This window comes from Streptomyces sp. NPDC002793, from assembly GCF_040295485.1.
Lineage (GTDB): Bacteria > Actinomycetota > Actinomycetes > Streptomycetales > Streptomycetaceae > Streptomyces.
Genome location: NZ_JBEOVL010000011.1, coordinates 51,255 through 64,349, shown reverse-complemented (window position 1 = coordinate 64,349; position 13,095 = coordinate 51,255). Strand labels below are relative to the sequence as shown.

The 13,095-nt window shown below is 69.3% G+C and carries 11 protein-coding genes and 5 tRNA genes; 5 read left to right on the top strand and 11 right to left on the bottom strand.

Annotated elements, in window-relative coordinates; translation table 11 throughout:
• Positions 1-71: 71 nt before the first annotated feature.
• Together leuD and leuC are read right to left on the bottom strand one after the other, a co-directional pair.
• Positions 72-665 carry a 3-isopropylmalate dehydratase small subunit gene (leuD, locus tag ABT001_RS13185; RefSeq protein ID WP_351276127.1) on the bottom strand — a complete coding sequence of 198 codons (594 nt, stop codon included), beginning with the start codon at positions 663-665 and terminating at the stop codon, positions 72-74.
• A 6-nt stretch (positions 666-671) separates the two neighbouring features.
• Positions 672-2,096 carry a 3-isopropylmalate dehydratase large subunit gene (leuC, locus tag ABT001_RS13180; protein ID WP_351276125.1) on the bottom strand — a complete coding sequence of 475 codons (1,425 nt, stop codon included), beginning with the start codon at positions 2,094-2,096 and terminating at the stop codon, positions 672-674.
• Positions 2,097-2,271: 175 nt separating this feature from the next.
• On the opposite strand from leuC, the gene ndgR reads away from it, so the two are divergent.
• Positions 2,272-2,985, top strand: coding sequence for an IclR family transcriptional regulator NdgR (gene ndgR / locus ABT001_RS13175; protein WP_325750019.1), 714 nt, complete (start codon positions 2,272-2,274; stop codon positions 2,983-2,985).
• A gap of 140 nt (positions 2,986-3,125) precedes the next feature.
• Here the strand turns inward: ndgR and ABT001_RS13170 are convergent.
• The 9 genes from ABT001_RS13170 to ABT001_RS13130 all read right to left on the bottom strand — a co-directional run bounded on the left by ABT001_RS13170 (position 3,126) and on the right by ABT001_RS13130 (position 7,027).
• Positions 3,126-3,198 (bottom strand) — tRNA-Glu (locus ABT001_RS13170).
• 20 nt (positions 3,199-3,218) lie between these two features.
• A tRNA-Gln gene (locus ABT001_RS13165) sits at positions 3,219-3,290 on the bottom strand.
• Between the two features lie 12 nt (positions 3,291-3,302).
• Positions 3,303-3,375, bottom strand: a tRNA-Glu gene (locus tag ABT001_RS13160).
• A gap of 60 nt (positions 3,376-3,435) precedes the next feature.
• Positions 3,436-3,508, bottom strand: a tRNA-Glu gene (locus ABT001_RS13155).
• A 19-nt stretch (positions 3,509-3,527) separates the two neighbouring features.
• Positions 3,528-3,599: transfer RNA gene (locus tag ABT001_RS13150), tRNA-Gln, on the bottom strand.
• Positions 3,600-3,683: 84 nt separating this feature from the next.
• Positions 3,684-4,403, bottom strand: coding sequence for an HAD family hydrolase (locus ABT001_RS13145; RefSeq protein WP_351276122.1), 720 nt, complete (start codon positions 4,401-4,403; stop codon positions 3,684-3,686).
• Positions 4,404-4,518: 115 nt separating this feature from the next.
• Entirely contained in the window at positions 4,519-5,991 is a 1,473-nt protein-coding gene (gltX, locus tag ABT001_RS13140) for a glutamate--tRNA ligase (RefSeq protein WP_351276120.1), read from the bottom strand.
• The gene (locus ABT001_RS13135) at positions 5,984-6,760 is read right to left on the bottom strand and encodes a fumarylacetoacetate hydrolase family protein (protein ID WP_351276118.1); all 777 of its coding nucleotides are present in this window, start codon (positions 6,758-6,760) and stop codon (positions 5,984-5,986) included. The genes gltX and ABT001_RS13135 overlap by 8 nt, the downstream gene beginning before the upstream one ends.
• Before the next feature lie 84 nt (positions 6,761-6,844).
• Entirely contained in the window at positions 6,845-7,027 is a 183-nt protein-coding gene (locus tag ABT001_RS13130) for a hypothetical protein (protein ID WP_351276116.1), read from the bottom strand.
• A gap of 609 nt (positions 7,028-7,636) precedes the next feature.
• Here ABT001_RS13130 and ABT001_RS13125 point away from each other — a divergent pair.
• The 4 genes from ABT001_RS13125 (at position 7,637) to ABT001_RS13110 (ending at position 12,880) form a co-directional block, all read left to right on the top strand.
• Positions 7,637-11,347: a sensor histidine kinase gene (locus ABT001_RS13125; RefSeq protein WP_351276115.1), complete on the top strand. Its 3,711-nt coding sequence runs from the start codon at positions 7,637-7,639 to the stop codon at positions 11,345-11,347.
• 9 nt (positions 11,348-11,356) lie between these two features.
• Entirely contained in the window at positions 11,357-11,770 is a 414-nt protein-coding gene (locus ABT001_RS13120; RefSeq protein WP_006127850.1) for a roadblock/LC7 domain-containing protein, read from the top strand.
• A gap of 134 nt (positions 11,771-11,904) precedes the next feature.
• On the top strand, positions 11,905-12,312 hold the full coding sequence (locus ABT001_RS13115) for a DUF742 domain-containing protein (RefSeq protein WP_351276113.1): 408 nt from the start codon (positions 11,905-11,907) through the stop codon (positions 12,310-12,312).
• Entirely contained in the window at positions 12,293-12,880 is a 588-nt protein-coding gene (locus tag ABT001_RS13110; protein ID WP_351276111.1) for a GTP-binding protein, read from the top strand. The genes ABT001_RS13115 and ABT001_RS13110 overlap by 20 nt, the downstream gene beginning before the upstream one ends.
• Positions 12,881-13,095 lie beyond the last annotated feature (215 nt).

Here is a 13,095-nt window from a genome sequence, read left to right as displayed (position 1 = left end):
CCGAGGGGGTCTCAACAAGCGACTGCGCCCCCTGCCGGGAGGCAGGGGGCGCAGTTCGGGAAAAGCGCTGCTCAGGCGTCAATCGTGCGCGGTTTGTGGGACGGCCTTGCCGCCTCGTAAGCCGCAATGTCCGCTTCGTTCTGAAGAGTGAGGCTGATGTCGTCGAGCCCGTTCAGCAGACGCCAGCGGGCGTTCTCGTCGAGCTCGAAGTCGGCGGTGATGCCGTCGCCGAGGACCTGCCGCGTCTCCAGGTCGACGGTGATCTCGGCCGTGGGGTCGGCCTCGGTCAGCTCCCAGAGCCGGTCGACGACCTCCTGGTCGAGAACGACGGTCAACAGACCGTTCTTCAGGGAGTTGCCACGGAAGATGTCGGCGAAGCGGGAGGAGATGACCGTCTTGAAGCCGAAGTTCTGCAGGGCCCAGACGGCGTGCTCACGCGAGGAGCCCGTGCCGAAGTCGGGACCGGCGACCAGCACCGAGGCCCCCTTGCGCTCGGGGCGGTTGAGGACGAAGTTCTCGTCCTTGCGCCAGGCCTCGAAGAGCCCGTCCTCGAAGCCGTCGCGGGTGACCTTCTTCAGCCAGTGCGCGGGGATGATCTGGTCGGTGTCGACATTGCTGCGGCGCAGCGGGACGGCCCGGCCGGTGTGTGCGGTGAATGCTTCCATGACTTCTCAGACTCCGGCGGGCGTACGGACGTCGGACAGATCGGCGGGCGAGGCCAGATGGCCCAGCACGGCGGTGGCGGCGGCGACCTGCGGGGAGACCAGGTGGGTGCGACCGCCCTTGCCCTGCCTGCCCTCGAAGTTCCGGTTCGAGGTGGAGGCGGAGCGCTCACCGGGGGCCAGCTGGTCGGGGTTCATGCCGAGGCACATCGAGCAGCCGGCGTGCCGCCATTCGGCCCCTGCGGCGGTGAAGACCTTGTCCAGGCCCTCCTCGACGGCCTGCAGGGCGACCCGCACGGAGCCCGGGACGACCAGCATCCGTACGCCGTCGGCGACTTTGCGGCCGTCCAGGATCGAGGCCGCGTTACGCAGGTCCTCGATGCGCCCGTTGGTGCACGAGCCTACGAACACGGTGTCCACGTCGATCTCACGCAGCGGCTGCCCGGCGGTCAATCCCATGTACTCCAGGGCCTTTTCGGCGGCGTTGCGCTCCGAGGCGTCCTCGTACGAGGCCGGGTCGGGGACGTTCGCCGACAGGGGGGCACCCTGGCCGGGGTTGGTGCCCCAGGTGACGAACGGCGCGAGTGCGGTGCCGTCGATGACGACCTCGGCGTCGAAGACGGCGTCGTCGTCGGTGCGCAGCGTCTTCCAGTACTCCACCGCGGCGTCCCAGTCCTCACCCTCGGGGGCGTGGTCACGGCCCCGCAGGTAGGCGAAGGTGGTCTCGTCGGGGGCGATCATGCCCGCGCGGGCGCCGGCCTCGATCGACATGTTGCAGATGGTCATCCGGGCCTCCATCGAGAGCTTCTCGATGGCGGGGCCGCGGTATTCGAGGATGTAGCCCTGGCCGCCGCCGGTGCCGATCCGGGCGATGATGGCCAGGATGAGGTCCTTGGCGGTGACGCTGTCGGGGAGTTCGCCCTCGACGGTGATCGCCATGGTCCTGGGGCGGGCCAGCGGCAGCGTCTGGGTGGCCAGGACGTGCTCGACCTGGCTGGTGCCGATGCCGAAGGCCAGCGCTCCGAATGCGCCGTGGGTGGAGGTGTGCGAGTCGCCGCAGACGACCGTGGTGCCGGGCTGGGTCAGCCCGAGCTGAGGGCCGACCACGTGCACGACACCCTGCTCGACGTCTCCCAGCGGGTGCAGCCGGACGCCGAAGTCCGCACAGTTCTTGCGCAGGGTCTCCAGCTGGGCGCGCGAGACCGGGTCGGCGATCGGCTTGTCGATGTCGAGGGTCGGGGTGTTGTGGTCCTCGGTGGCGATGGTGAGGTCGAGCCGCCGCACCGGGCGGCCGGCCTGACGCAGGCCGTCGAACGCCTGCGGGCTGGTCACCTCGTGCAGCAGGTGCAGATCGATGAAGAGGAGGTCGGGCTCGCCATCGGCGCGCCGGACGACGTGGTCGTCCCAGACCTTCTCCGCGAGTGTCCTACCCATCGCTTTCCCTCCGGCCGGCGTCGTCGCCGGCCCAACTAGAGATTCCGTGTGCCGCCGCCCTGACCCCCCGGGCGGGGCGGCAGCTGCGGGCCGTCGTACGGCCGCCTGTACAGGTTCGCAACTTCCGGGGAAAATTGAACTTGCGTTTCACAGAGTGAGACGCGAGTATCGTCGTATGGACAACTCTAGCGGCGTCGGCGTTCTCGACAAGGCAGCTCTGGTATTGAGCGCCCTGGAGTCCGGTCCGGCCACCCTCGCCGGGCTGGTCGCGGCGACAGGGCTCGCACGGCCCACGGCACACCGACTGGCCGTGGCACTCGAGCACCACCGGATGGTGGCGAGGGACATGCAGGGCCGTTTCATTCTCGGCCCCCGGCTCGCGGAGCTCGCCGCCGCGGCCGGCGAGGACCGCCTCCTGGCGACGGCCGGACCCGTACTCACACATCTGCGCGACATCACCGGCGAGAGCGCGCAGCTCTACCGCCGGCAGGGAGACATGCGGATCTGTGTGGCGGCGGCGGAACGGCTGTCCGGACTGCGGGACACCGTGCCGGTCGGCTCCACGCTCACGATGAAGGCGGGTTCCTCCGCTCAGATCCTGATGGCCTGGGAGGAGCCGGAGCGCCTGCACCGGGGTCTCCAGGGGGCCCGTTTCACGGCGACGGCCCTCTCGGGCGTACGGCGGCGGGGCTGGGCCCAGTCGATCGGCGAGCGGGAGCCGGGCGTGGCCTCGGTCTCGGCACCGGTCCGCGGGCCGTCCAACCGGGTCGTCGCCGCCGTGTCCGTCTCCGGGCCGATCGAGCGGCTCACCCGCCACCCGGGCCGGATGCACGCCCAGGCCATCATCGACTCGGCAGCGAGGCTGAGCGAGGCACTGCGCCGCGGCTGACCCACCTCCGCCTCATCCTCTCTCCGGCCGCTCCAGCGTCGTGGCGGCCCAAGTCACCGGTCCCGCACCCGTGTTGCGGACATGAGCTCATGCAAAAGGCCCTCCACCGAGGTGAAGGGCCTTGCCGTACTGCCGTGTTGTACCCCCGACCGGATTCGAACCGGCGCTACTGCCGTGAGAGGGCAGCGTGCTAGGCCGCTACACAACGGGGGCTTGTTTACTGCTGACTTGCGCTGGGCTACCAGGACTCGAACCTAGAATGACGGTACCAGAAACCGTAGTGTTGCCAATTACACCATAGCCCATGGTGTGACAAGTACCCCCGACCGGATTCGAACCGGCGCTACTGCCGTGAGAGGGCAGCGTGCTAGGCCGCTACACAACGGGGGCCCTAGCGATCCTGCATCAAGAACGTGGGTGCGACCCAGATGTTCTCGCGGGAAGGATCTGTACCCCCGACCGGATTCGAACCGGCGCTACTGCCGTGAGAGGGCAGCGTGCTAGGCCGCTACACAACGGGGGCTTGTTACTTCGGTCTTGCGCTGGGCTACCAGGACTCGAACCTAGAATGACGGTACCAGAAACCGTAGTGTTGCCAATTACACCATAGCCCACTGAAACGCAACCCCTGGGGGCTTTGTTTCTGTCTGCGCTCCCGTCCGGATCTTTCGGCCCGCTCGGGTGGCGCAGGAAGAACATTACCTGAAGGTGTCCGGCGCTCCAAAACGGGTATCGCCCGCCAGCAGGCCGGGAAGCTCGTCCAGACCGGTGATCCGCGTGAGTTCCGGACGCCCGCCCCGCCCCTCGCGGTCCAGCCAGATCCCCGTCAACCCGGCGGCCACCGCGCCGCCCGCGTCGATGTCGGGTTCGTTGCCGACGTACGCCACCTCGTGCGGGTCGAGCTCCATCACCTCGCAGGCGGCGTGGAACGCTCCCGCCTCCGGCTTGGAGATCCCGAGCTCGACGGCGCACACCACCGCCTCGAACCGGTCCCGCACGCCGAGGGCGCGCAGCTTGCGGTCCTGGTTGTGGATGCTGGCGTTGGACAGGACGGCATGGCGGAAGCCTCCTGCCAGCCGGTCCAGAACCGGCACGGTGTCCGGGAAGAGCGCCCACGCGGCCTCGTAGTGGGTGGCGTGCCGGCCGAACCAGCCGTCCGCCTCCGCGTCGCTCAGCCACCGCCCGAGGAACGCCCGCACGCGCTCCCGGCGCTGCCCGTGGAAGTCGAGCTCCCCGGCGGCGAAGCGCGCCCACTGCACGTCCGTGATGGCCTTCCAGGCGTCCAGGGCACGCTCCAGGCCGTCGTACCCCGCGGGGTAGCCCTCGTGTTCCAGATGCCTGCGCATGCCGATGCGATCGGCTCCGGAGTAGTCGAAGATCGTGTCGTCGATGTCCCAGAGGACCGCGCGGATGACCATGCGGCGAACCTACCCGCCCGGGGGCGTCCGGATGCCGGAAGCGGCTCCTCCCGCGGAACGGCGGAGGCCGGGACTCCCCCATGGGGACCCCGGCCTCCGACCGTGCCGCGGGAGGCTACGCCGCGAGCTTCGCCAGTGCCGCGTCGATGCGGGCGATCGTCTTCTCGCGGCCCAGGATCTCCAGGGACTCGAAGAGCGGCAGGCCGACCGTGCGGCCGGTGACGGCGACGCGGACCGGAGCCTGTGCCTTGCCCAGCTTCAGACCGTGCTGCTCACCGGCGGCGAGGACGGCGGCCTTGAGGGCCTCCGCGTTCCACTCCGCGGCGATCAGTCCGGCGCGGGCCGTGACGAGAAGGGCGTCGGAGCCCTCCTTCATGGCCTTGTTCCAGGACGCCTCGTCCTCGACGGGCTCGTCCAGGAAGAGGAAGTCGACGTTGGCCGTGATGTCCGAGAGGACCGTCACCCGGGTCTGGGCGTGCGGGGCGATCTCGGCGAACTGCGCCGCGTCGAAGGCCTCGGGCGCCCAGGGGGCGAAGGGGGCCTTCAGCCAGGGGCCGCACGCCTCGGTGAAGGTCTTCACGTCGAGCATGCGCAGGTGCTCGGCGTTGATGTGCTCGGCCTTCTTCAGGTCGAAGCGGGCCGGGTTGGCGTTGACGTCGGCGATGTCGAACGCCGCGATCAGCTCGTCCCTGCCGAAGATGTCGCGGTCCTCGGCGATGGACCAGCCGAGCAGCGAGAGGTAGTTGATCAGCCCCTCGGGCAGGAACCCGCGCTCGCGGTAGAGGTTGAGCGAGGCCTGCGGGTCGCGCTTGGAGAGCTTCTTGTTGCCCTCCCCCATGACGTACGGGAGGTGGCCGAAGGCGGGGGTGTCCTTCGCGATGCCCAGCTCGATGAGCGCCCGGTAGAGGGCGATCTGGCGCGGGGTGGAGGAGAGCAGGTCCTCGCCGCGCAGGACGTGGGTGATCTCCATCAGGGCGTCGTCGACCGGGTTGACGAGCGTGTAGAGAGGAGCGCCGTTGGCACGGACGATGCCGTAGTCCGGGACGTTCTCCGGCTGGACCGTGATGTCGCCGCGGACCAGGTCGGTGAAGGTGATCGCCTCGTCGGGCATCCGGAAGCGGACGATCGAGGTGCGGCCCTCGGCCTCGTACGCGGCCTTCCGCTCGTCGCTCAGGTCGCGGCAGTGGCCGTCGTAGCCCGAGGGCTTGCCGGCGGCGCGGGCGGCGTCGCGGCGGGTGTCGAGCTCCTCGGTGGTGCAGTAGCACGGGTAGGCGTACCCGGCGGCGAGGAGCTTCTCCGCGACGTCCTTGTAGAGGTCCATCCGCTGCGACTGGCGGTACGGGGCGTGCGGGCCGCCGATCTCGGGGCCCTCGTCCCAGTCGAGGCCGAGCCAGCGCATCGAGTCGAGCAGTTGGCCGTAGGACTCCTCGGAGTCGCGGGCCGCGTCGGTGTCCTCGATGCGGAAGACCAGGGTGCCCTGGTGGTGCCGGGCGAAGGCCCAGTTGAAGAGAGCTGTCCGGACCAGGCCCACGTGGGGGTTGCCCGTGGGGGAAGGACAGAAACGTACGCGGACGGGGGCGTTAACCACGCTTGATCACCTTGTTGGTGAGAGTGCCGATGCCTTCGATGGTGACGGCGACCTCGTCGCCGACGTGCAGGGGCCCGACCCCTGCGGGGGTCCCGGTGAGGATCACGTCGCCCGGGAGCAGCGTCATGGCTTCCGTGATGTGGACGACGAGGTCCTCCACGGAGCGGACCATGTCGCTCGTACGCCCGAGCTGACGCTGCTCACCGTTGACCGTGGCCTGGATGGTCAGGTTGCCGGGGTCGAGGTCGGTCTCCACCCAGGGGCCGAGGGGGCACGAGGTGTCGAAGCCCTTCGCCCTCGCCCACTGGCTCTCGCGCCGCTGGACGTCACGCGCGGTGACGTCGTTGGCGCAGGTGTAGCCGAAGATGACGTCCTTGACGCGTTCCCGCGGGACCTCGCGGCACATGCGGCCGATGACCACGGCCAGCTCGGCCTCGTGGTGCAGCTCCTCGGAGAAGGAGGGGAACTCGATGGAGTCGCCCGGGCCGATCACCGAGGTGGTGGGCTTGAAGAAGGCGACGGGCACATCCGGGACCTCGTTGCCCATCTCGGCGGCGTGTTCCGCGTAGTTGCGGCCGATGGCCACGACCTTGTTGGGGAGCACGGGCGGGAGCAGCCGGACCTTCTTCAGCGGGACCTTGGTCCCGGAAAGCTCGAAGTCGGTGTACGGAATGCCCTTGATGATGTCGAGGACGAGGCTGTCGGGGCTGTCGCCCTCGACCGCCCCGAAGGCGACATTGCCGTCGATGGAGAACCTGGCGATGCGCACGGGATGCTGTCGCCCCTCACTTGCTGCTGGCTGGCTGAAGACTGACGCTCCAGGCTATCGCCTCGCCAGGCCGGAGGTCGGCCGCTACTTCGCCGCCGTGTCCGGCGCGACCATGAGGACGGTGCGCCGGGGGTTGGCCGTCTGGGTGGGCAGGTCGACGGCGTGCTCGCGCAACTCCGGCGTCTGCAGCGCCTCGGCGTCCTCGAGGTGCGCCAGCGTCGTGCGCCGGGGGTTGGCGATGTTGCGGAACGTCATCGTCGTCTTCATCTGCCGTGTGGACCTTTGCGGCTGGGGCGCTGCCCGGAGGCGCGCCGGTTGTCGGATTCGCTATCCCTGTAAAGCGCCAGGCTAAACATCCGATTCCCCACCGTGGCCGGGATGAGACGGCGATCATGATGTGAGTTTGCTCACGAAGTTGACGACAAATTGCCCATTGCAGACAGTTGATCATGGGGTGCAAACCAGACAATACGTCACTGAATCTGTCATTCCGCTCCCGATCATGGCGTCTGGGACACCGAACGCCCTCGAAAAGCCGACCCCATATTGACCGATATAAACCCGTACGCGCTGCACGGCTTGTTACGCACCCATCACACCGTGTCATCCAGGTCACAGCCTGGTACGAGGGCCTTGTTGGAGATCCTCCACTGTGCTGGAATTCCACGCACCGCCGCGGGTTTCAGGCCCAACGCGCAGGGGCGCAACGCAGCGCCGAGTGGCGGCGGGAGGGGGAAGTACGCCGGTCACTCACGACCACCATGGGGCGCGTCCAGCGCCCCACGACGCCGACACCGTCCCGCCGTGCCACCGCGCGGAGGGACGCCTGGTCCAGAGGTTGCGACGCTAGTGCAGGGACGTTTCAAGAGGGATGGCATGGGGTCGCCCCAGCCCCGCCAGGGCCGAGGGGAAACCCCGGCGGAGCAGGAGCCGCGCGGCGGGAAAGACCGCGGCTCCTCGCCCCAGCACGCCCAGAATCCCGGTGCGGCCGGTGACGGCGGCGACCGCGCCCAGCGCTCCGGCACGACCACCGGCAGTGCGGAGGCCTCGGCACCCCCGAAGCCGACCGACCCCACCACCGCCGGCTCACGCGTAGCCCTGCGTAACTGGCGCATCAGTACGCGTCTGGTGTCCCTGCTCGCCCTCCCCGTGGTCGCGGCGACCACCCTCGGCGGGCTGCGGATCAACGAGTCGATGAACGACATCGACCAGCTGGAGCACATGCAGCTGCTCACCACGATGACCAAGAAGGCGACCGCACTCGCCAACGCGCTCCAGGAGGAGCGCGACAAGTCGGCCGGCCCGCTGTCGAACGGCGTGAAGGCCACCGACTACAGGGTCACCGACCCTCGTGAGCGCACCGACCGCGCCAAGGACGCCTTCTTCGAGGCCACCGACGAGATAGGCAACTCCCCGGGCGACGAGGCGCTGGACAGCATCCACGCGAGCGTCAGCCAGATCAGCAACCAGCTGGGCGACATCACCAGCATCCGTAAGGACGCGTACGCCGGGAACAACCCGAGTCTCAACACGGTCGACCAGTACAGCCAGCTGATCACCTCGCTGCTGAGCCTTTCCCAGGACATGGCGCAGGCCACCAGCAACCCGGAGATGATCAAGCGGACGCGTGCGCTGGCCGCCTTCTCGTCCTCGAAGGAGTACGCCTCCGTCGAGCGCGCGATCATCGCCGCGGCGCTGCCGGGCGGCGACGGCACGAAGGCGGACCTGGACGACAACGACCAGGCGTTCGGCCGTAACGCGCTCAACAAGGCGAGCTCGACCCTCAAGACCTTCGAGACGACCTACGAGTCCACCGGCAGGAGCTCCGCCGAGCTGCTGGCGCCGCTGGACAACGGGAATCCCGAGATAGCCGCCGCCGACATGTACGCGAAGAAGGTCCTCGACAGCCCGCTGGGCATGGAGGGCAGCGGCAAGACCCGCACGTACATGGACTGGTACGACCAGAGCTCCAACAAGATCCAGGCCATGACCACCATCGAGCAGACGCTGCTCGGTGAGATGGAGAGCAAGGCCCGCGAGCTCCGCAACGAATCGCGACGCGACGCGATACTCAACGGCGCGATGATCATCATCGTCCTCGGTGTGTCGCTGGTCGGCGCCTTCGTCGTGGCGCGGTCCATGATCCGCTCGCTGCGACGGCTGCAGGAGACCGCCACCCGGGTCGCCCAGGACCGGCTGCCCGAGCTCGTCAGGCAGCTCTCGGAGACGGACCCGCAGGACGTCGACACCTCCGTCGAGTCGGTCGGTGTGCACTCCCGGGACGAGATCGGCCAGGTGGCCGCGGCCTTCGACGACGTGCACCGCGAGGCGGTCCGTCTGGCCGCCGAGCAGGCGCTGCTGCGAGGCAACGTCAACGCGATGTTCACCAACCTCTCGCGCCGCAGCCAGGGCCTCATCCAGCGCCAGCTCTCGCTCATCTCCGAGCTGGAGTCCCGCGAGGCCGACCCCGACCAGCTGTCCTCGCTCTTCAAGCTCGACCACCTCGCCACCCGTATGCGCCGTAACGGCGAGAACCTCCTCGTCCTCGCGGGCGAGGAGCCCGGCCGCCGCTGGACCCGCCCCGTGCCGCTGGTCGACGTGCTCCGTGCCGCCGCCTCCGAGGTGGAGCAGTACGAGCGCATCGAACTGGCCGCGGTGCCCGCCACCGAGGTCGCCGGCCGCGTCGTCAACGACCTCGTGCACCTCCTCGCGGAGCTGCTGGAGAACGCCACGTCGTTCTCCTCGCCGCAGACGAAGGTCCGGGTCACCGGTCACGCGCTTCCCGACGGCCGTGTGCTCGTCGAGATCCACGACACCGGTATCGGCCTCTCCCCCGAGGACCTGGCCGCGATCAACGAGCGGCTCGCCTCGCCGCCCACCGTGGACGTCTCGGTGTCCCGCCGGATGGGTCTGTTCGTGGTCGGCCGGCTGTCCCTGCGTCACGGCATCCGCATCCAGCTGCGGCCCTCCGACTCCGGCGGCACGACCGCACTGGTCATGCTGCCCATGGAGGTCGCGCACGGCGGCAAGCAGCCGCCGAAGCCCGGCCAGCAGGGCAAGGGCCCGCAGGGCGGCGCCCCGGGCGGGCTCCTCGCCGGCGGTGGCGCTCCCACGGGCGGCCAGCGTCCCGGACTCGCCGGTTCGGCGCCCGAACCGGCCAAGGGTCTCGGTGCGTCCGCCCCTCGCGGGCAGGTCGGCGCGGGTTCGGCTCCCCGGGCCGCACTGCCCTCGCGTGACGGCGGACCGCGTCAGCCGCAGCAGGGCAACCAGCAGGGCCCCGGGCAGCAGGGATTCGGTCAGCAGGGCCCCGGTCTGCCCGGCCGGTCGGACGCCCCCCGTCAGGGTGGCGGCCTCGCCGGCGCCTTCGCCGGTGGTGCCCGCCCGGGAGCGCGTCCTCCGCAGGACCCCTCGGCCGGTGCGGACTCTGGACGGCCCAACCTCTTCGGCCACTCCGGCCAGCCCTCCCCCCGTGTTCCGCAGTCGCCGCAGTCCCAGGGCGGCCCGCAGCAGCCCGGTGGCCCCGGCCGCCAGCTGCCGCCCGTCGTTGGACCCCGGGCCGAGCTGCCCGGCGGCAACCCGCAGCCGAAGCGCACGCAGAACACCAGCTGGGGCGTCGAGGAGCAGGGCGTTCCCCGGCGTACGCAGCCGGACGCGCCCCGTGGACACGAGGAGCACGACACCGGCCGGTTCGCCCGCCCGGGCACCTCCGGCCCGAACGGACCTGACGGACCGAACGGACCGAACGCCCTGACCGGCCCTAACGGACACAACCAGCCGTTCAGCCCGCCGAACCAGCGTCCGCCGATGGACGACCGCCAGGGCCCCGGCGCCACCGCGGAGTTCGCCCGTCCGGACTTCTCGGCACCGCAGGCACCGCAGGCGCCGCAGTTCCCGCAGGCCCAGGACCCCGCGAGCACCGCGCAGTTCGCCCGCCCCGACTTCAACTCCCCGATGCCGCAGGACCAGGGCTTCGGCTCCCAGGCGCCCGCGCCCCGCCACTCCGACAACACCGACTTCGGCGCGCCGCGTCAGCCCGACCCCTCCGCGGGTGAGCTGCCGTACCGCCCGGCGCTGCCGCAGCAGCCCGAGGAACTGCCGCCGGCCGGTCCCGGTGACGGTCGTACGCCGCTGTTCGACACGCTGGAGACGAACTGGTTCCACGGCGTGCAGCAGGGCGGCCAGCAGCCGCCCGCCGCCGAGCCGCAGGCACCGGTCCCCTCCCAGCCCGCCGACGGCACCCCGCCTCCGCCCATGCCACGGCGTGGTGCGGCGGACACCGGCGCCACCAGTTCATGGCGCGCCTCACCCAATGACGAACTCGTACGGCAGGCGGAGCGGGTCAAGAAGCCCGCCGCCGGCGGGATCACCACTTCCGGACTGCCTCGCCGTGTCCCACGTGCCAATTTGGTGCCGGGCACTGCTCAGCAGCAGAATCATCAGTCCGGACCACAGGTTTCGCGTGCGCCGGATGACGTACGCGGCCGTCTGACCAATCTCCGCCGGGGCATCCAGCAGGGACGACAGGCCAACACCGGCTCGTCGACCGGCAGTTTCCAACTCGGCCCCACTCACCAGCAGGAGCGTTAGTTGAGCCCCATGAGTCAGGCCGCGCAGAATCTGAACTGGCTGATCACCAACTTCGTGGACAACACCCCAGGGGTGTCCCACACGGTGGTGGTCTCCGCGGATGGCCTGCTGCTGGCGATGTCCGAAGGTTTCCCGCGCGACCGCGCCGATCAGCTGGCGGCAGTCGCCTCCGGCCTGACGTCGCTGACCGCAGGTGCCTCCCGGATCTTCGAAGGCGGCGCCGTGAGCCAGACGGTCGTGGAGATGGAGAGGGGTTTCCTCTTCCTCATGTCCATCTCTGATGGTTCGTCACTCGCCGTTCTCGCCCACCCGGACGCGGACATCGGTCTGGTCGGGTACGAGATGGCACTCCTCGTCGACCGTGCGGGGACCGTCCTCACCCCTGACCTCCGTGCGGAACTACAAGGAAGTCTGCTCCACTAGACGGCCATGCGGCACACAGTTGACGTGATCCCCCCAGGTACTACTCAAAACCCTCACCCGTCCGGCCGACACAGCTCCCCACCGGCCACCTTCAGACGGCAAGCCGACACCCTGCTGTCACGCCCGGAGGATTTATGACCCCGCCACCCGCCTCACCTGATCCGTACGGCGCACTGCACCATGCGTCGTACGACGGTGAAGGCGACCAGCCGCTGGTTCGTCCGTACGCCATGACCGGCGGCCGGACCCGGCCGCGCTATCAGCTCGCGATAGAGGCGCTGGTCAGCACGACAGCGGACCCCGCCCATCTGGGGACCTTGCTCCCCGAGCACCAGCGGATCTGCCACCTGTGCCGCGAGGTCAAGTCGGTGGCCGAGGTGTCGGCCCTGTTGAACATGCCCCTGGGTGTGGCACGGATCCTCGTGGCGGACCTGGCGGAAGCCGGCATGGTGGCCATCCACCAGCCGGGCAATGGAGAGGCCGGCGGCGCGCCGGATGTGACACTGCTCGAAAGGGTGCTCAGTGGACTTCGCAAGCTCTAGCGGCGGTACGGGTACGGCCCGTGCCACCACCTCGGCGAAGATCGTGGTGGCAGGGGGCTTCGGCGTGGGTAAGACCACGTTTGTCGGTGCCGTTTCGGAGATCAATCCGCTGCGCACCGAAGCCGTGATGACGTCCGCATCCGCGGGCATCGACGACCTGACCCACACCGGGGACAAGACCACCACGACGGTGGCCATGGACTTCGGACGCATCACCCTGGACCAGGACCTGATCCTGTACCTGTTCGGCACCCCCGGACAGGACCGCTTCTGGTTCATGTGGGACGACCTGGTCCGCGGCGCCATCGGCGCCGTCGTCCTCGTCGACACCCGCCGCCTCGCCGACTGCTTCCCCGCCGTCGACTACTTCGAGAACAGCGGCCTCCCCTTCGTCATCGCCCTCAACGGCTTCGACGGACACCAGCCCTACACACCCGACGAAGTACGCGAAGCACTCCAGATCGGCCCCGATGCCCCGATCATCACGACGGACGCCCGGCACCGGGCGGACGCCAAGAGCGGCCTGATCACCCTGGTCGAGCACGCACTGATGGCCCGGTTGAAGTAGCCACAATTATTGAGTGATCTACGGAAGTTGTTGTAGTCGCCCGGGGGCGGCCTGTGTCCTTTGACACGATCCGCCCCCGTGTTCATAACATTTCGACAGAGATCTGGGTCCCCATCGACACCCGACGCGCACGGCCGGTGCCACTGCGCTCACATGAGCCTCGCCTTTTGGCGGGGCTCGCTCTTTATGCCCGTTTTATCGGGCGCCCGCCTCAA

Coding starts and splice junctions, on each gene's coding strand:
- leuD (WP_351276127.1), bottom strand. CDS start 665: ATGGAAGCATTCACCGCACACACCGGCCGGGCCGTCCCGCTGCGCCGC.
- leuC (WP_351276125.1), bottom strand. CDS start 2,096: ATGGGTAGGACACTCGCGGAGAAGGTCTGGGACGACCACGTCGTCCGG.
- ndgR (WP_325750019.1), top strand. CDS start 2,272: ATGGACAACTCTAGCGGCGTCGGCGTTCTCGACAAGGCAGCTCTGGTA.
- ABT001_RS13145 (WP_351276122.1), bottom strand. CDS start 4,403: ATGGTCATCCGCGCGGTCCTCTGGGACATCGACGACACGATCTTCGAC.
- ABT001_RS13130 (WP_351276116.1), bottom strand. CDS start 7,027: ATGAAGACGACGATGACGTTCCGCAACATCGCCAACCCCCGGCGCACG.
- ABT001_RS13125 (WP_351276115.1), top strand. CDS start 7,637: ATGGGGTCGCCCCAGCCCCGCCAGGGCCGAGGGGAAACCCCGGCGGAG.
- ABT001_RS13120 (WP_006127850.1), top strand. CDS start 11,357: ATGAGTCAGGCCGCGCAGAATCTGAACTGGCTGATCACCAACTTCGTG.
- ABT001_RS13115 (WP_351276113.1), top strand. CDS start 11,905: ATGACCCCGCCACCCGCCTCACCTGATCCGTACGGCGCACTGCACCAT.